We start from the raw sequence: 16,909 nt of genomic DNA on the forward strand, positions 1-16,909 counted from the left end.
CCGGCGCCCTCTCACCCAACATCGAGCGTGAAAGGAACAGACATGGACAAAGTGATTGTCGAAAAATCGGGCGGCATCATCCACGTGCGGATCAATCGCCCCGAAGTCTACAATGCCTGTGATGGCGAAACCTACAATGCCATCGCGGATGCCTGGGACGAGCTTGAAAGCGACCCTGAACTGAGGGTGGGCATCCTCAGCGGCGAAGGGAAGGCCTTCTGCACGGGCACCGACATCGGGTGGGTCAAGACGCCCAATGCAGAAGGGTTCGTCGATCGCCTGTATCCGCGGTTGCTGTCCCTGACCAAACCGGTGATCGCGGCGATACAAGGCCATTGCAACGGCGGCGGGCTGGAGCAGGCACTTGGCGCCGATATCCGGATCTGCACGGAAGATGCCAAATTCGGCTCGGGCGAAATCCGGCTTGGCTGGATCCCCGGTGGCCACGGGACCCAGCGACTGCCGCGCGTGATCCCCCTGGGGCCTGCACTTGAACTCCTTTACACCGGAGGCCGGATCGACGCGGCGGATGCTTATCGGCTGGGCCTCGTCAATCATGTGGTTTCGCCCGATCAGCTCCTCGAGAAGTCCAGGCAGATCGCGGGCGAAATCGTGAAAAGCGCCCCGCTTGCCGTCCAGAAGATGAAGACCACGGTCATGCAGGGCCTGGGCATGCCTTTGGAACAGGCGGTCAGGTTGGAAAAGGAAAGCTTCGAATTCCTCATGCGGACCGAGGACTCCAAGGAAGGCGCCCTGGCATTTGCCGAAAAGCGGGCCCCGAACTGGAAGGCCAGGTAATCGCGGGCGGGTTTCGCCCGGTCAGACCAGGTATCCCGCGGGAAGCTGGGGCACCAATAGGGCAGCTGGACCCTGCCTGAAGATTTCTCGGTCCTTACGCTTATCGACCCGGCGCCCCGACCATGAAGGACGGCGCCATCTGCAAGACCACACTGGATAACTCAGGAAAACAGAACCATGCGACCCATGATACTAACGACCTCCCTCGCGCTACTGGCGGCTTCGGCCGCTTTGGCGCAGGATCGCACGCCTCTGGACGAATTCGTCGACGGCTTCCCGATGGCCCTCGAAGAGGCGACGCGGAACGCGGACTATAACGAGCTGTTCCGTGGCGGTGACCCGTCCGCCTATTTCAACGTGCGCGCCTCCGAGTTCCTGCCGACTGCGATCCTGCCGTCCCGCCCGGGCGTCATGCCGCTCGCCAGCAACCCGATGCCTGAGATTGGCGAGATAGAATCCGAGCTGACGTCCGAGAGCAATCTCGAGGGTCCGCTCACGCTGGACGAGTTTCTCGAGCAGTCCGATTTCGCGCAGGCCTATATGGTCGTCCACAAGGGCGAGATCGTCTACGAGAAATATCCGCGGCTGCGGCCCGAGGATTCCCATCTCTGGATGTCCGCCGCGAAGCCCACGGCCAGCCTTGTCATCGACCAGCTGATCAGCGAGGGCAAGATCGACGAGAACGCGCCGATCACGACCTACATGACCGATTTCCAGGGCACCCCCTGGGACGGCGTCACGGTGAAGGACGTGATGGACATGGCGACGGGCATGGACCTCGAGGACACCAGCGAGTCCCGTTTCGACCCGGACAACATCGCGCGGCGCGTGTATGAATCCGAGTTCGGCTTCCCGAACGAGACACGGGGTGTCGAGAATCTGCGCGATGTGCTCAGAAGCACGCCCAAACGTGAAGAGCCCGGCGAAGCCTTCCGTTACTCGTCCGGACTGACGCAAATGCTGGTGTTCCTGGCCGAAGACGTGGAGGGCGATCGCTGGCATCAGATCTTCGACCGCCGCGTGTGGTCCAAGGTCGGGGCCGAGGGCGCGTTGCAAATGCACATGACGCCGGACGGCATCGTGGCGGCGCACGGGCTGGTTTCGAGCAACCTGCGCGACTTCGCCCGCTTCGGCATGCTCTACACGCCCAGCTGGAACAAGATCGCAACCGAACAGGTGGTCTCGGACGAGATACTCGCGCGCATTCGTAGCGAGGTGCGGTCACACGAGTTCGTCATGGCCGGCTTTGACGGCGCCGTTTTCGTCGATTTCCTCGGTTCGGACGACTTCATCGCCAACAGCCGCCAGTGGGACGTCGTCTGGCCTGACGGGGACATGTGGAAAGGCGGGCTGATGACCCAGGGTCTTTATGTCTCGCCGTCTCGGGATCTCGTCATCGTCTACTTCAACGTGAACAACGACGACCATTCCGGCCACCGCTACGCTCGCAAGATCGCGACATCAGGGCTGTTCGACGAGTAGGACTTAATTACCGCCGGCGGGCCGAGACTAACTCGGCTCAGCCGGCTCAAACTTCGATCTGATCATGAAGGACGGCAAGTTCTTCAAGAGCGAGTTGGAATAGTTTGTTTTGCGGCACGAGCACTCTGTGAAATGGACTTCGCATGATTACTCGTGCAACCAAACAATAGGACACCGTAGAAGGACCGACCCCATGAAATTGAAGCTTTTCACTTCGACAATTTCGATGCTCGCATTTGCGACGTTTGCCACGGCGCCCCATGCGCAAGACACGCAATTTCCTTCGCTCCAGATGCAGGGCGTTGAGCGGGTAGAGATTGAAGTCGATATCGAAGGGGCGACCGAGCGCCTGTCCCGGGCGGTGCGGTTCCCCACCATCTCGAACCAGGATCGCGACGACTTCGACACCCAGGCATTCGACGACTACCACGCCTTCATCGAGGAGTCCTATCCGCTGGTCCACACGACGTTGACGCGGGAAATCCTCGGCGACCCGCGCCCCTACAGCCTGCTCTACACGTGGGAGGGCAAGAACCCCGACCTGCCACCGGCGCTGTTTTACGCGCACCAGGATGCGGTGCCGGTTCCGCCGGATTCGCTCGACCAGTGGGAACAGGATCCTTTCTCGGGTGCGGTCGTGGACGGATACATCTGGGGGCGCGGCGTGCTGGATGACAAGAACCAGATCCACGGCATCCTCGAAGCGGCTGAAATGAAGATCGCGGAAGGCTGGCAGCCGGAACGGACGCTGTATTTCGTCTTCGGTCAGGACGAGGAGGTCGGCGGGCCGGAAGGTGCCAGATACATTGCGGAGGTTCTGGAAGGACGTGGGATCGAAAGGTTCGCCTTCGTCATGGACGAATCCGCGCCTCTGGTCCCGGGTATTTTCCCGGGCCTGCCGGAGAACACGGCTCTGATCGGCATCGCGCAGAAGGGTTATGTGAGCCTCGAACTGGCCATCCATGCCCTCGGCGGCCACTCCTCCCAGCCGCCTGCGGAGTCAAATATCGGCATCCTCGCGGAAGCGATCACCAAGCTGGAGGACGCGCAGTTTCCCTATCGCATCCATCCCGCCCTGCGGCATCAGTACCGCTATCTCGGGCCGGAACTGGATGAGGCGCTTCAGCCGCTCTACTCCGCGGTCGCCTTCGGCAAGGAAGGCGAGATGACCGATCAGGAGAAAGAATTCATCAAGATGATGTCCGCCAACCTGGTCACCCGGGCCATGATACGGACTACGATTGCGGTCACCATGTTCAACGCGGGTATCAAGGACAACGTGCTGCCGCCCGCCGCGACAGCGGTTGTCAATTTCCGGCCGATGCCGGGCGATACGCCCGAGGTGATCATCGAACACGTCAAGAAGGCCATCGGCGATGATCGGATCACCGTGAGGGACATCTCCGCCTCAACACCCGCGACCGCCATGGCGGACCCGGAAGGGCCGGGCTACAAGGCGCTCGAAAAGACCATTCGCCAGATCTGGGGAAATGACCTTGTCGTCGCCCCGTTCTTCGTGATCGGTGGCTCGGATTCCAAGCACTTCCAAGCCCGGCTCTTTGCCCCCGATGTCTATACTATCACCGGCATTCAGCTTGAATCCATGAAGGAATTCGAAGGGTTCCACGGGGTCAACGAGCGGATCCTGGTGGATGAATACGCCAAGACGATCGCGTTCTTCTACCAGATCATGGAGAACCTCGACGATCTGTAGGGCGCATCAGTTGCAATCCCTGGTCCGGTCCTTCGGGCGTAGCAGCAAGGCGGAGCAAATACAGTTCCGCCAGACTGCGCACAGACGGACAGAAACGGGGAGGCTGCGTGATGTCCAGACTCCCCCGAGACGGTCGGGCGCAAGACTAGGCGGAAGAGTCCCGAGCCGACCAATGCCAAGGACAACAGCCAATGAAACCTGACTTGGGAGTATACTGGATGTATCGCACTGCACTGACCTGCGCCATCTTGGCCACCTGCGTTCTCGCCCAGCCACAGACTGTTCTGGCACAGGAACAGACCCCGACCTCGGAAACCCCGCTGGCTCGGGTCAAGGACATCCAGGAATACTTCGCCCAGCCGGAGAACGCGGTGAGCTTCCAGTTCGCCAGTCCGGAAACGCACTACGCCTGGCAGCACGTTTCGCAGTTTTATCCGACCGCGCGTTTCGCGCGCTCCGGTATGCCGACGGTGCTGGAGTCGGCCATCGACGAGTCGCTGGGCGACATTTCCTTTTCCGGAATGGATGGCGTGACCCGCACTGTCTCGGAGCATTTCGAGGCAATGCCGCTCGACGCGATGCTGGTGATGAAGGACGGCCAGATCGTCTACGAGCGCTACAAGACGATGACGCCGGACACCGCCCATATCACCTTCTCGTCCAGCAAGGTCTTCAGTTCCACGATCCTCGCGCTGCTGGAGGAAGAGGGAAAGGTGGACCTGTCGAAGCCGGTTACCGACTATGTCGAGGAACTGAAGGGTTCGGTCTGGGACACGGTCACGCTGCGCGAGGTTGCTGACATGCAGACCGGCCTGAACGGAACGGAGCATGACGAGCCGAACCCCGACAGCCGGACGAACCCCAAGCAGATCTGGTATCGCTGGGCGGCAACACTCGGCATCTTCCCCAATCAGGGCGAGAACGACACCTTTGCCGTCCTGCGCGCAATGGAGCGGAACAAACCCGGCGGCGAGGTCTTCGAGTACAACTCGATCAACACCTGGCTGCTGGCCCGGATCGCGGAGGCTGTCGAGGACCGACCCTTCGCCGAGATCTTCACCGACCGGGTCTGGAGCAAGATCGGCGCCGACCATGACGGCACCTTCATCATGTCTCCCAACGGTTATGCACTGGCCTTCGGCATGACCAGCGTCACCCTGCGCGACTTCGCGCGCTTCGGGTCGATGTTCACCCCCAGCTCCGAGGCGGTCACCGGCTCCAAGGTGGTCAGCGACGAGGTCCTCAAGCGCATCCAGACCTCGGGCAACCCGGACGCCTATCCCGATGGCTACGTGGGCAAGGTGATGTCGCCGAAATTCGCGGACGCCGCCGGCGAGATCTCCAATGCCTATATGTGGGACGCGATCCTGCCGGATGGCGACATGTTCAAGGGCGGGGTCGGCGGCCAGGGGCTTTATGTCTCGCCGTCCAAGGATCTGGTCGCGGTCTGGTTCACCACGGGCGACGGCTCCGAGTGGAACGAGGCGATGGCCCGGGCCATCGCGCTGCACTTCGACTGAACCCAGAGTATGCGCAGGCTCGGCGCAGCACCCCAGCTCCTCAGGAGGGGCAAACAACACCAACAGGAAGATCAATATCATGAAAACCAGCAATCAGCGCCGCTACCTCAAGGGCGCAGCCGCCACAGCGCTCGCCCTTGCCGTCGCCAGCAGCGCCGTGACCGCGCAGGAGGGCACGGCGCCGATCCTCTTCACCAACGCCCATATCTTCGACGGCACGTCGCCTGACCTGTCCGGTCCGATGAGCGTGCTGATCGAGGGCAACACGATCAGCAGCATCGCGGCAGAGATCACCGCGCCCGAAGGCGCCACCGTGATCGACGCGGGCGGCGACACGCTGATGCCCGGCCTGACGGACTGCCACTGGCACACGATGCAGGCCAACACGACCAACGCGCTCTTCCTGACCCAAGACCTCGACTACATTGCGCTCGAGGCGGCCGTCGGCGCCGAGAAGGTGTTGATGCGCGGCTTCACCACCCTGCGAGACATGGGCGGGCCGGTCTTCGGCCTGAAAAAGCTGATCGACAACGGGACCTATGTGGGTCCGCGCATCTATCCCTCCGGCTCCTACATCTCGCAGACCTCCGGTCACGCCGATTTCCGCTCGATGCTGGAGGTTCCGCGGGACTACGCGCGCGACCTGACCGCTCAGGAGCAGCGCGGCATGCTGATCATCGCCGACGGCAAGGCTCAGGTCATGCAGCGGGCGCGCGAGAACCTGATGAAGGGCGCCGTGCAGCTGAAGGCCATGGCTGGCGGGGGCGTGGCTTCGCCGTCGGATCCGCTCGACGTGGCGCAGTTCACACAGGAAGAGCTTCACGCCATCGTCGAGGTGGCCGAGAACTGGAACACCTATGTCTCCGTACACGCCTACTCGGCAAAAGCGGTGCAGCACGCCCTGGCCGCCGGCGTCAAAAGTATCGAGCACGGTCTGATGATTGACGAGGAGACCGCGCAGATGGTCGAGGAGGCGGACGCCTGGATCTGCATGCAGCCGATCCTGAACGACGAGGACGCGATCCCGATGCCGGATGGCTCGTTCGAGCAGCAGAAGTTCTTCCAGCTGACGGATGCCGTTCCCACCGCCTACGAGCTTGCCAAGCAATATGACCTGAAGGTCGGCTTCGGCACCGACACGCAGAACTGGCCGGAACTGCAGGACCGCCAGGGCGCACAGCTGGCGAAACTGACCCGCTGGTTCGAGCCCTGGGAGGTGCTGCGCATGGCCACCAGCCAGAACTACGAGATGTTCAAGATGGTCGGCCCCCGCGATCCCTATCCCGGCAAGAACGGCGTGATCGAAGAGGGCGCGCTGGCGGACATCCTGCTGGTGGACGGCAACCCGCTCGAAGACATCAACCTGATCGCCGATCCCGAGGCCAACTTCGTCGTGATCATGAAGGACGGCGTCATCTACAAGAACACGCTCGAGAATTGAGGAGAACTGACCAATGAGACGTAATGACTCCAAGACGCCAACCGAAGCTGCCGCAATCCCGGACGTCGTGGACTTTGCGGCGCCGGCCGGCTCCACCCGGCGCGAGTTCATCGAGGCCTTTACCGCCATGGGCGGGGCCGCAGCGGCGGCCATGGTTCTTGGGCCCAGCAAGGCCTCAGCAGCCGACATTCCGGCCACGAATGCATCGGTCAGCATGCCGGAGTTCGAGATAAAGGACTACTCGGACATTCCGCAGCGCTCTCATGTCTATCCCGCCTCTTCCGAGGCGGAGGCGATCGTGCAAAGCTCCAAGACCATGGACACGCTTTTCTCTGCTATCTGGCCTGACCAGTGGTCCAGCCCCGAAGCCCCGGAGTTTGCAGATGAGATGGCGCGGTGCAAGGCGGCCGGCTTCAAGGTTCTGGCGGTCTGCCCTTCGGCGGATTCACTGGACGCGTCCATCCGCGGTGTCGCAGGCGCGTTGATCTTCTACCTGAACAAGATCAGCGAGCGGCCTGACCTCTACAAGATCGTCCGCAATGCCAGCGATATCGATGCCGCGATCAAGGAAGACAAGCTCGGCATCTACTTCACCCACCAGGGAACCGCATTGTTCGAGAACGATGTGGACATGGTCGGACTGTGGCGGCAACTGGGCTACGGCTACTGCCTGCTGGCCTACAACCAACGCAATTCCGTTGGGGACGGCTGCTTCGAGACCGCCAACGGCGGCCTGACGGCCTATGGCAAGCAACTGATCGATGCCTACAACCGCCACGGCATGCTGGTGGACGTCAGCCACACTGGCGAACAAACCTCGCTGGACGCTATCGAGCGCAGCAGCCAGCCGGTGATTTCTTCCCATTCGGGTGCCTTGGCCATCGCAGACTATCAGCGCAGCATCTCTGATGCGGTGATCAAGGCCATTGCGGAGAGTGGCGGCGTCTGCAGCCTGAATTTGGTTGGGGCCTTTCTCGACAAGTCCAACCCGGACATTCTCACTGCCGACGCTGTCTTCCGTCACATCGATTACATGGCCGAACTCGTGGGCATCGATTATGTCGGGTTTGGCTCCGACTACATCCCCAATATCAATTTCACCGCGTCGCTGATCCAGACACCCATGGGCGCGGCGGTCTTCCCTGACGGAGGGTACAGCGCAGAAATGGGGGCCAAGGGCGTGCCGACTCCGGCCCCCTACCAGATCGCGGCAGCCCTGGTCGATAAGATGCTCGAACACGGCTACTCGGACGAAGATTGCAGCAAGTTCCTTGGCGGCAACATGTACCGTGTGATCGGGGAGGTCTGGCGGTAACGCGCCCGAAAAGTCGAGGTCTGCCCGCGGCTCGACGAAGGCGCGGACGACCTGCCTCGTAAACGCGGCGGTGAAGCCGGCCCCTCCTGCAACCGCGCAGGACCATCCGTCTTCACCGCCCTCCGCGCCATCAATGCGCCAGGTTCAAACTGACGATCAAGATACAGACAACGTTTCAATTTCCGGAGACCAAGCCAATGACTGATACCCCTATCTCCCGCCGCGAATTCAATGTCGGAGCAACCGCAACTGTCGCCGCTGTAAGCATGGCCGGAAAGGCGATGGCTCAAGCCTCGGCCCCTTTCGACCTGGTGATCTTGAACGGTCGGGTCATGGACCCCGAGACCGGGTTCGATCAGGTCGCAAATGTGGGAGTGAAAGACGGCCGGATCGTTGCAATCACTGCCGATATGCTGGAAGGCGCCCGCCAGATCGACGCCACAGGTCACGTTGTGGCGCCGGGCTTCATCGACACACATTTCCACTGGGTGCGGCCCATGGGCCACAAGCTCGCGCTTCGGGATGGCCGGACGACGGTGATGGATCTCGAGATGGGCACGCTCGGCACCAAGGTCGCCGATTGGTATGCTGAACGGGAGGGGACCACCCAGATCAATTTCGGCTGTTCCTCCTCGCACGAATTTGCGCGGGCCCTTGTCCTTGACGGGATCACCACACCCGATGCGCCCGAGGCGCTGAACCACCGCGGTTCGGAAAAGACCGGCTGGGCCCTGACCAGGCCGGACATCGAACAGGGCAATGCCATTCTGCGCGTCATCGACGAGGGGCTCGCGGCCGGTGCGATCGGAATGGGCTCGACCCTGGGCTACATGCGCGACGGTGCCAGTGCGCGCGAGGTGTTCGAGCTTCAGAAGACGGCGGGGAACTATGGCCGTCCCTCGGCCTTCCATTTCCGTTACACGCCGGGAACCGACACGACGGAATCAAATGGCATTCAGGAGATGCTGGCGAACGCCGCGGCCCTCGGCGCGCCCGCCATCGCCTGCCACTTCAACAACCCCGGCTACAACCTGGTCCATGAGCTTCTCACCCGCATGCGCGGGCGTGGGATGAACGTCTGGGGCGAACTTTACCCCTACGCCGCGGGCTCGACGGCGCTGAACGCGGTCTTTCTGGAACCGGAGGTCTGGGTCGACCAACTCGGCTATCGCTACGAAGACACGATCCAGGATGTGCTGACCGGAGAGTGGTATACCGCGGAAAGCCGTGCCGAGATGATCGCGAAGGAACCTGCCCGTCTTGTCCTCGTCTACAAGATGCCGCCGGAAGCCATCGTCGACTGGCTGAAACTGCCGGATGTGGCGATTGCGTCGGATACCGTGCCGGTTCTCGGAGACATTCCATGGGACACGCCTTTCGAGGACCTGCCCAACAGCCATCCGAGGGGGGCCGGCAGCTTCGCGAAAGCCCTGCGGATGGGCCGCGAGAATGGCATTCCGCTGATGCAGACGGTGTCCCAGACCAGCTGGAACTCGGCCCGCCCGTTCAGCGAGATGGGGCTGAAGTCGATGCAGGAACGCGGCCGGATGCAGGAAGGCATGGTCGCCGACATCACCATCTTCAATCCCGAAACGGTGACGGACAATGCGACCTATGCCCAGGGCACGCTGCCCTCGAGTGGGATTCCGTTCGTCATCGTGAACGGCACCGTGGTGGTGGACGACTCCGAAGTGCTGAAGGACGTCAATCCGGGACAGCCGATCCGGTTCGAGCCGCAGGAGAGCCTCTTCGAGCCGCTGGAGGTCAGCACCTGGACGCAGAAATTCTACAACGTGCCGCAGGACTTCGGCGGAGGCGTTCCCGGCACCCAGCCGCAGTACGACAAGCGAATCATCAATTGCTGTGACTAGGACCGCGACCTGAAGCGGGCGGTCCCGGTTGACCGGGACCGCGTTACCTATTCGAATGAAAGAGCGCGACTCGATCTACCGATCGCTTGAAGGTGCCTCCCGGGTCTACTTTTACGGTGCCCCGGTCAGGACAGTCTCAGATATGCATCCTCAGGGTGTTCCATAGAAGGAAACCGATCCAATGCACGTCATCAAATTGCCCGTCGCTTCGGCCCTGATACTTGGCGCCTTTGCCCTGCCGGCCCTCGCGCAGGACAACCCGCTGCAAAAGTATCTCTCCGTGCCGGGGGCCATGACGACGCTCCCTGTCGAGGCTGCGAAGGAGCCCTGGTCGCTCCAGTTCTCCCGCGACGCCCGGGCCGCCTTCGAGAACTTCCACTACCAGATGGGTGGGGACCACGCGCTCTATTACCAGCAGAATCTCAGCGAGATGCTGCCCACGGCCTATGCCGCGCCGCATTCCGACTACATCCCGCTGGAACGCGCCATTGACGACAGCATCGGCGAGAATGTGCGCTGGACGACCTCCGAGGGAGAGATGCCGCTGTCGGAGTATATCGTGCATCCCAACCACCGGGTGCAGGGCATGATGATGATCCACAAGGGCAAGGTCGTCTACGAACAATACCCGGGCATGAACCAGATGGACCGCCACGCCTGGATGTCGCCGGGCAAGGCGACCGTCGGGCTGATCCTTGCCCTGCTCGAGGAGGAGGGCAAGCTCGACATGTCCAAGGACGTGGTCAACTATGTGCCGCAACTTGCGGGCACGAACTGGGATGGCATCTCGGTCCTTGATGCGGCCAACATGGAGACGGGGTTGGCGCTCGAGGAAACCCTCGATGCGATCATCGACCCATCCTCGATCATCGTACGCTTCTTCGCGGCCGAATTCGGCTCCCCGAACCCGTTGACCGGGGAAATGGAGAACTGGCTCGACATCCTGAAGACCGCGGAAAAGCTCGAGGGCGAGGAGCCCGGCGAGGTCTTCCGCTACTCCTCTGCGGTGACGCAGGTCAGCGTGCTCCTGGCCGAGAACCTCGACAACATGACCTGGGCGGACCTGTTCCAGGAACGAGTCTGGGGCAAGGTCGGCGCACGCGAGGACATCATGTTCCACCTGATGCCGGACGGCACCGCCGTGACCCACGGGCTGATCTCCACCACGCTCGAGGACTTCGGCCGGTTCGGCTTGCTCTTCACCCCCAGCTGGGCCGCCACCGCACATGAGGACATCGTTTCCGACGCTGTGTTGGAGCGGATGCAGACCGCAGGCAACCCGGAAGCCTTCCGGCGCGGTGCCAAGTTCGCCGGTCTGACGGACGAGTTCGGAGAGGAGCCCAAAGCGAACTCGCTGCAATGGGATGCGGTCTTCGAGGACGGGGCGCTCTACAAGCACGGCAATGTCGGACAGGGCCTCTACGTCGATCCGGCCCGGGATTTCGTGGGCGTCTACTTTTCGACCAACGGCTACATCCCGCCCTACGGGGAAGACCGGGCTCAGGGCTTCCTGCGTCAGGCCGCGAAGTACCTGGGCGGAGAGTAACCCCGACGCAATGTGGGTGGGTTGTCTGACGTCAGCGCCTACCGGATAGATTTAGGGGTTTGAGCAACGGAGATGCGGTCATCGGGCCGAGTCGCCACAATTGTTGTGGTGATTTACAGTCCAGAGGAGATGACCATGACTTACTATATTGGACTTGATGTTTCAGTCGAAAACACAGCCATTTGCGTGATTGACGCCACTGGCCGCGTCGAAAAGGAATTTTCTGCGCGCAGCCATCCTGATGATCTCGCAACAGCGCTTGATCCGTTTTCTAAGGCGATTGGCCTCGAAGCTGGGCCCATGTCAGCTTTTCTGGCGGATGGGCTGAAGCAGAGAGGTCTGGACAGCGTTTTGATGGAAACGCGACGGGTCCATGCGGCCTTGTCTGCCGTTCCGATCAAGACGGATCGTCGGGATGCCCGCGGGATCGCCGAGTTGCTTCGAATGGGTTGGTTTCAACCGGTTCATTTGAAGACCCCTGCTGCCCGGGACCTGCGGTTGATGCTGTCGGCGCGCGATACTTTGGGTCGTCGCGTCCGTGAACTCGACAATTCGGTTCGAGGCCTTCTTCGAGGGTTTGGCTTGAGGGTTCCCACAGGAGCGCGAGGCCGATTTTGTGATCTGGTTCGCGATCTGGTCGCAGGCAACCCGGTTCTGGAGGCTGCAATCTCCCCACTCCTGGCAGCCCGCGATGCGATGGCAGAGGAGTTTACCAAATTGGACAAGTTGGTTCGGGATCAGTCACGCAACGATGACGCCTGCCGTCGCCTCATGACCATTCCCGGCGTTGGTGCCGTGGTCGCGACGACGTTCCGAGCCGCTATCGACGATCCGAAACGATTTCGTTCATCAAAGTCGGTGGGTGCCTGCTTTGGCCTGACGCCACGACGATACCAATCCGGCGAAACTGATCGGGTCGCCCAGACCTGTTTCGGCAGCAGAGGCCGTTTCCGGCCAACGAGCCTGCCACGGTTCCAAGGGCGTCGCTTCGGCTTGATGGCGGGGAGCTGAATTTTGGACATGAGACTTTCTCCATCCGCCCCTCCTGGCCCAGGCGTCGACATCGCGTGACCCCGCGATACTAAGCGATGTCGCGAATGACCGGTGAAGAAGATTGGCTCCGGGGCGCCGCCGCCGCGTTGCCGCAAGGCTGGTTCGAGCCCAAACTCCGAGACGCAGCGGTTTGCGCGAATGTCTGAAAACTGTGCGCCACAGCTTCCTCGTGATTGTCACGCTGTTTCTTCAACACATGAATTGATGGTAGCCTTCGTGCCAGCGACGGAGGAACAATTCCATGGGTATGGAATATGACGACGCAGCTGCAGAACGTCTGGAAGCGGTTTATCTTGGGCCGGACGTCGTTGCGCAACGCAATGACACTCTTCAGAGGATTGCGGTCCAAGCGGGAGAACGCGTTCTGGATATTGGAAGCGGTCCGGGATTCCTCGCCGCCACGATAGCCGATCACACAGGTCCAGACGGGAAGGTCGTCGGCATCGACATCTCCCAACAAATGGTTGATCGCGCCAGTCGAAGAAATCAGCGCGCGTGGCTTAGCTATCAATGTGCAGATGCGGCCGCGCTTCCGTTTGAGGACAACTCTTTTGACGTCGTTGTCAGCACACAGGTGGCCGAGTATGTCCCTGATATAGAGGCGTTTTCATCAGAGGTTTTCCGGGTGCTCAAACCGGGAGGGCGCGGCCTGATCCTCGCGACCGATTGGGAGGGAGTCTGCTGGCACAGCGAGCGCCCCGATCGGATGGAGAAGGTGCTGAAGGCATTCGCCCCCCACTGCGCCGACAGCAAATTGCCGAGAACGCTGACGGCGCGTCTCAGAAAGGCTGGACTGACTGTCCGCGACGTGAGCTATTTCTCTATCGTGAATGTGGACCGCCACGATGGTTGTTACGGAGAAATGGTGGTGCCGTTCATAATGGCCTATGTGAAAGGGCGGAAGACTGTGCCAGACGACGAACTTCAGGCGTGGGCGGATGAACAGGCGGCCCTGAATGCTCGAGGCGAGCACTTCTTTTCGTCTGGCCGATTCAGCTTCTTTGTCAGCAAGCTTTCCTGATCGAACAGCTGATCTAGGCAGAGCCGCAGCAAGGGGCCGAATCGTCCGCTGTACAGCCACTGCTTCTGAAAAATTCGCTGCATTGCGCACGAACGACAGGATCCACGGCTGCGATGCGGCATGAATGTTTGCTGCGCCGAAGCAAAGATTCCGCTGCGTGCGCGTGCAGCGCAAAATTGGCTCTCTCCGCGCTTTCTCTGCGCAAGATACCAATGGCGGCTATCTCGTAGCCACGGCGTGATTGGCAAACGTTGGGTTGCAAATGACGTATCCTGCGACCTTTTTCACGGGTGAAGGGAAACAGGTTCGTCGCGCTCGGGTCGAGGCGCTCGCTCGATCGTCGCCGGGTCGATCTCACGCATTGTCAATTGAGCGTTGACCCTACGGGCCGCAGGCCCCGCACGAAACCACTTGGCGGCGGAAGCGAGATTGAAGCGAGGGCGACGCTGCCCCTTCGCCGGCCTGGAGGCCTCCATCAGCACCTCGATCATCTCGTCTATGCGGTAAAGGCCCCCCGCAACGGGAAGGGGCATCTTGCGCTGCTGCAGCGCCTGTCGCTTAACCTCAAGTTTCTCGGCAACATCCGCGAGAGTCACGAGATCGGGACGGACCTCGCGCAGGACAGTGCCCGGGGGCAGTGCCTTGATCAGCGCCCGCGCCGCTTCAAGGATCGCGCTCTCGGCCTCATCCCCCTCAATCTCCAGTTCCACACCCAGCAAACCGGCATGACCGGTGCCGACGAGAGCATCTTCAAAACCCGCTTCGAAGACGGCATCAGAGAGCTCAAACGCATCGTGCTCCCCGTCGGGGAGCGCAAAGACCAGTTCGAATTCGAATTCTTCAGCCATAGGCTTTAACCTTCGTCGTTCTTCGGCAACTTCACGCAGGCCAGAGCCTTCTGTCGGATCCTCTTCGCGAACTGCTGCGGGTTCTTCGGGGTCGACCAGACTGACATCTGACAAAACTCGCCACAGCGGCATTCCTTATCGTTGGCCGGGCATCGGAGGATCCCCCATGCGTGCCCCTTGCCTTCAACAAGGTCCCATCCCAGCTCTTCGAGCTCCTGGATGACAGCCTCGATTTCCTTTGACGTGTGCTTCTTCCTTGGCGCCTTAGATACTCCACCCTCTTAAATTGTCAAGTGACAAGCTATTATGTCGGCAACAACACCGCTGCAAAGCGCTAACCGTCACCAGCACATCCCACGGGAAGCTTGCCAGCACATTTCTTGATCGAAAAGGGAGATACAGGAACGAAGTTCCAAGCATCAGCACCGACGCTGATGCCGTTCGATTCTGTCGCAAATAACATCTGCCGCCAATACAAGCCACTGTCATCGCTGACAATCGGCGGCAGATGGAGATGGATTTCGGGCGTCTGGAGGCGCTCAAACTCGATGACCCGACCGAGCGGGATGTCGAATGGGTCGAGGAGGCGCTTGGCGACCTGGACAGGATGGAGAGCGACCTTTCGGTGGCACCGTCGCATGCGCAAGGTTGAATCTTGAAAGATACGCATATATCGTCTTTGTGCGTATTTCGGAGGTAAGCATGGCAAGCACCAGCGTGACACTCGGCCCGCATTGGGACCAATTCATCGCCCTGATGCTGAAGGAGGGTCGGTACGGGTCGACCAGCGAGCTGATCCGTGCCTCGCTGCGGCTCATGGAAGAGCAGGAGGGACAGCGTGCCCGGCTGCGCGTCGCCCTGATGGAGGGCAAGGACTCCGGCGATGCGGGATCGCTGGACATGGCCACGATCAAACGCGAGGCGCGGGCTAGGTCTGGCGCCAATGACGCGTGAGATCCGGCTCAGTGAAGCGGCCAGAACCGATCTCATCGAAATCTGGGCGGAGACATCCCATAAATGGGGACCCGACCAGGCGGACAGATATCTCGACGACATCGAACATTCCCTGAACGGATTGCTCGAGAATCCGCGGATCGGAACGGACTGTTCGGATCTCTTGCCGGGATGCAGGCGGCTGATCACAGGCCGCCATCTTGCGTTCTATGAGGTCGATGGCGCCACGATCTTCGTGATCCGGGTCCTGCATCAGTCCATGGATGTGCCGCGACATTTGAGGGATCGGTGACGGCAGGGGCATTCCGGTTAGCCGAGAGAAGAGAACTCGCGACATGATCGAACGGACCTCGGGACGCCAACATTTGCCAACCTGTGGCATGGCAGGATTTTCCGGACGCCATGCCATGATCTGGCAAAGACAGGACACCGACATCGAATTGTCACGACGGGCAGTATGATATATTGATCGCAATGTATCAGCGCGAGGGTGACGAGATGACTCCTGTCGGCCATGACCTTTTGTCCCACAAAGGCAAGATCCTGTCTCTCATCACGATCGACGGCGTAAAAGATTGGACCGCCAAAGGGATCGGGTTCCAATGTGCTTATGACCTGGTCGGCTTCACGACTGATCAGAAGCCAAGGTACCGTTGCATTTACGTTTTGAGCGAAAACTCCGAGGCGTTCGTCCTGGTCACGACGCGCGTCGGGAAACACGGCGCGGACGTCCGGCTGTTCAACATCTGGCCGGGGCTTTTCAGGCATCACAACGAATTCGGCGATGGCCGCAGGCTGTGCTTCGACCGAGAGTTTGGATTGATCCTCGTTCCCTGATGCGGCACGACGCTACCAATCCAGACCCGTTCTTTAGCTTGCCGCAATCGCTACCTACGGAAAGGGTTTGGGCCACCAGAGAGCCTGTTCCCGATAGACTTGCTTCTTCTTGTCAGCGCTACCGTCGGCCCAGCCTGCTCAGACGGGCCAACTGAGCCATCATCTTTGCGCCTGTACCGGGAGGGCCGGATCCGGGAGAAACTGGTGTGTTCTGATTGATACCTGGCCTGTGAGGCATCGTCTGCACGCCAAAGAACTGCCGGGCGCGGAGTGCTGCATACTCTGCCCCACTTGCTCTGCCAATAAGATACCGGTTGTAGGCCTGCTGGCTGCCGCCAAGCGCTCTGCCAAACCCGTAGGCACCACCCATCCCTGCCGAGAGCGCAGGCTGTTGATTTCCGCTGAGAAGTGACCCGGTAGCCCCATAATTTTCCACTGAGAATTGACCCATGTGAACACGCTGCCCCGACGGAATCGGTCGGGGAGAGAAGGAGTGATCGACATGGGAT

15 protein-coding genes are annotated in these 16,909 nt (G+C 60.8%); 14 read left to right on the top strand and 1 reads right to left on the bottom strand.

All coding sequences use genetic code 11. The features are described from left to right. Window positions 1-42: 42 nt before the first annotated feature. The 10 genes from QO034_RS21035 to QO034_RS21080 all read left to right on the top strand — a co-directional run bounded on the left by QO034_RS21035 (window position 43) and on the right by QO034_RS21080 (window position 13,761). Window positions 43-798 (top strand): enoyl-CoA hydratase/isomerase family protein, encoded by a 756-nt coding sequence (locus QO034_RS21035; RefSeq protein WP_284487485.1) that lies wholly within the window; start codon window positions 43-45, stop codon window positions 796-798. Between the two features lie 177 nt (window positions 799-975). Next, window positions 976-2,280 carry a serine hydrolase domain-containing protein gene (locus QO034_RS21040; protein ID WP_284487486.1) on the top strand — a complete coding sequence of 435 codons (1,305 nt, stop codon included), beginning with the start codon at window positions 976-978 and terminating at the stop codon, window positions 2,278-2,280. A gap of 193 nt (window positions 2,281-2,473) precedes the next feature. Continuing rightward, entirely contained in the window at window positions 2,474-3,994 is a 1,521-nt protein-coding gene (locus tag QO034_RS21045) for a M20 family peptidase (protein ID WP_284487487.1), read from the top strand. Window positions 3,995-4,185: 191 nt separating this feature from the next. Then, entirely contained in the window at window positions 4,186-5,514 is a 1,329-nt protein-coding gene (locus QO034_RS21050; protein ID WP_284487488.1) for a serine hydrolase domain-containing protein, read from the top strand. A 79-nt stretch (window positions 5,515-5,593) separates the two neighbouring features. Next, window positions 5,594-6,955 (top strand): metal-dependent hydrolase family protein, encoded by a 1,362-nt coding sequence (locus QO034_RS21055; protein ID WP_284487489.1) that lies wholly within the window; start codon window positions 5,594-5,596, stop codon window positions 6,953-6,955. Window positions 6,956-6,968: 13 nt separating this feature from the next. Beyond that, the gene (locus tag QO034_RS21060; RefSeq protein ID WP_284487490.1) at window positions 6,969-8,270 is read left to right on the top strand and encodes a dipeptidase; all 1,302 of its coding nucleotides are present in this window, start codon (window positions 6,969-6,971) and stop codon (window positions 8,268-8,270) included. A 197-nt stretch (window positions 8,271-8,467) separates the two neighbouring features. Beyond that, the gene (locus QO034_RS21065; RefSeq protein ID WP_284487491.1) at window positions 8,468-10,141 is read left to right on the top strand and encodes an amidohydrolase family protein; all 1,674 of its coding nucleotides are present in this window, start codon (window positions 8,468-8,470) and stop codon (window positions 10,139-10,141) included. Between the two features lie 181 nt (window positions 10,142-10,322). Then, on the top strand, window positions 10,323-11,687 hold the full coding sequence (locus tag QO034_RS21070) for a serine hydrolase domain-containing protein (RefSeq protein ID WP_284487492.1): 1,365 nt from the start codon (window positions 10,323-10,325) through the stop codon (window positions 11,685-11,687). A 135-nt stretch (window positions 11,688-11,822) separates the two neighbouring features. Continuing rightward, entirely contained in the window at window positions 11,823-12,698 is an 876-nt protein-coding gene (locus tag QO034_RS21075) for an IS110 family RNA-guided transposase (RefSeq protein WP_284487493.1), read from the top strand. Between the two features lie 283 nt (window positions 12,699-12,981). Beyond that, window positions 12,982-13,761, top strand: coding sequence for a methyltransferase domain-containing protein (locus QO034_RS21080; protein WP_284487494.1), 780 nt, complete (start codon window positions 12,982-12,984; stop codon window positions 13,759-13,761). 284 nt (window positions 13,762-14,045) lie between these two features. Here the strand turns inward: QO034_RS21080 and QO034_RS21085 are convergent, their stop codons facing one another. Then, window positions 14,046-14,609: a hypothetical protein gene (locus QO034_RS21085; protein ID WP_284487495.1), complete on the bottom strand. Its 564-nt coding sequence runs from the start codon at window positions 14,607-14,609 to the stop codon at window positions 14,046-14,048. A gap of 514 nt (window positions 14,610-15,123) precedes the next feature. On the opposite strand from QO034_RS21085, the gene QO034_RS21090 reads away from it, so the two are divergent. The 4 genes from QO034_RS21090 to QO034_RS21105 all read left to right on the top strand — a co-directional run bounded on the left by QO034_RS21090 (window position 15,124) and on the right by QO034_RS21105 (window position 16,400). Then, window positions 15,124-15,261 carry a hypothetical protein gene (locus QO034_RS21090; RefSeq protein ID WP_284487496.1) on the top strand — a complete coding sequence of 46 codons (138 nt, stop codon included), beginning with the start codon at window positions 15,124-15,126 and terminating at the stop codon, window positions 15,259-15,261. 50 nt (window positions 15,262-15,311) lie between these two features. Beyond that, window positions 15,312-15,563 (top strand): type II toxin-antitoxin system ParD family antitoxin, encoded by a 252-nt coding sequence (locus tag QO034_RS21095; RefSeq protein ID WP_284487497.1) that lies wholly within the window; start codon window positions 15,312-15,314, stop codon window positions 15,561-15,563. Further along, a complete protein-coding gene (locus tag QO034_RS21100) occupies window positions 15,553-15,855 on the top strand; it encodes a type II toxin-antitoxin system RelE/ParE family toxin (RefSeq protein WP_284487498.1) in 303 nt (100 codons plus the stop codon). Before QO034_RS21095 ends, QO034_RS21100 begins: the two co-directional genes overlap by 11 nt. 182 nt (window positions 15,856-16,037) lie before the next feature. After that, window positions 16,038-16,400: a hypothetical protein gene (locus QO034_RS21105; protein WP_284487499.1), complete on the top strand. Its 363-nt coding sequence runs from the start codon at window positions 16,038-16,040 to the stop codon at window positions 16,398-16,400. Window positions 16,401-16,909: the final 509 nt, after the last annotated feature.

The sequence above is a fragment of the Sedimentitalea xiamensis genome (assembly GCF_030164465.1).
Lineage (GTDB): Bacteria > Pseudomonadota > Alphaproteobacteria > Rhodobacterales > Rhodobacteraceae > Sedimentitalea > Sedimentitalea xiamensis.

What these genes read in the sequence shown, in the direction of transcription:
- QO034_RS21105 (WP_284487499.1), top strand. Translation starts at nt 16,038, where the DNA reads ATGTATCAGCGCGAGGGTGACGAGATGACTCCTGTCGGCCATGACCTT.
- QO034_RS21045 (WP_284487487.1), top strand. Translation starts at nt 2,474, where the DNA reads ATGAAATTGAAGCTTTTCACTTCGACAATTTCGATGCTCGCATTTGCG.
- QO034_RS21050 (WP_284487488.1), top strand. Translation starts at nt 4,186, where the DNA reads ATGAAACCTGACTTGGGAGTATACTGGATGTATCGCACTGCACTGACC.
- QO034_RS21085 (WP_284487495.1), bottom strand. Translation starts at nt 14,609, where the DNA reads ATGGCTGAAGAATTCGAATTCGAACTGGTCTTTGCGCTCCCCGACGGG.
- QO034_RS21090 (WP_284487496.1), top strand. Translation starts at nt 15,124, where the DNA reads ATGGATTTCGGGCGTCTGGAGGCGCTCAAACTCGATGACCCGACCGAG.
- QO034_RS21065 (WP_284487491.1), top strand. Translation starts at nt 8,468, where the DNA reads ATGACTGATACCCCTATCTCCCGCCGCGAATTCAATGTCGGAGCAACC.
- QO034_RS21100 (WP_284487498.1), top strand. Translation starts at nt 15,553, where the DNA reads ATGACGCGTGAGATCCGGCTCAGTGAAGCGGCCAGAACCGATCTCATC.
- QO034_RS21060 (WP_284487490.1), top strand. Translation starts at nt 6,969, where the DNA reads ATGAGACGTAATGACTCCAAGACGCCAACCGAAGCTGCCGCAATCCCG.
- QO034_RS21070 (WP_284487492.1), top strand. Translation starts at nt 10,323, where the DNA reads ATGCACGTCATCAAATTGCCCGTCGCTTCGGCCCTGATACTTGGCGCC.
- QO034_RS21095 (WP_284487497.1), top strand. Translation starts at nt 15,312, where the DNA reads ATGGCAAGCACCAGCGTGACACTCGGCCCGCATTGGGACCAATTCATC.
- QO034_RS21040 (WP_284487486.1), top strand. Translation starts at nt 976, where the DNA reads ATGCGACCCATGATACTAACGACCTCCCTCGCGCTACTGGCGGCTTCG.
- QO034_RS21035 (WP_284487485.1), top strand. Translation starts at nt 43, where the DNA reads ATGGACAAAGTGATTGTCGAAAAATCGGGCGGCATCATCCACGTGCGG.
- QO034_RS21080 (WP_284487494.1), top strand. Translation starts at nt 12,982, where the DNA reads ATGGGTATGGAATATGACGACGCAGCTGCAGAACGTCTGGAAGCGGTT.
- QO034_RS21075 (WP_284487493.1), top strand. Translation starts at nt 11,823, where the DNA reads ATGACTTACTATATTGGACTTGATGTTTCAGTCGAAAACACAGCCATT.
- QO034_RS21055 (WP_284487489.1), top strand. Translation starts at nt 5,594, where the DNA reads ATGAAAACCAGCAATCAGCGCCGCTACCTCAAGGGCGCAGCCGCCACA.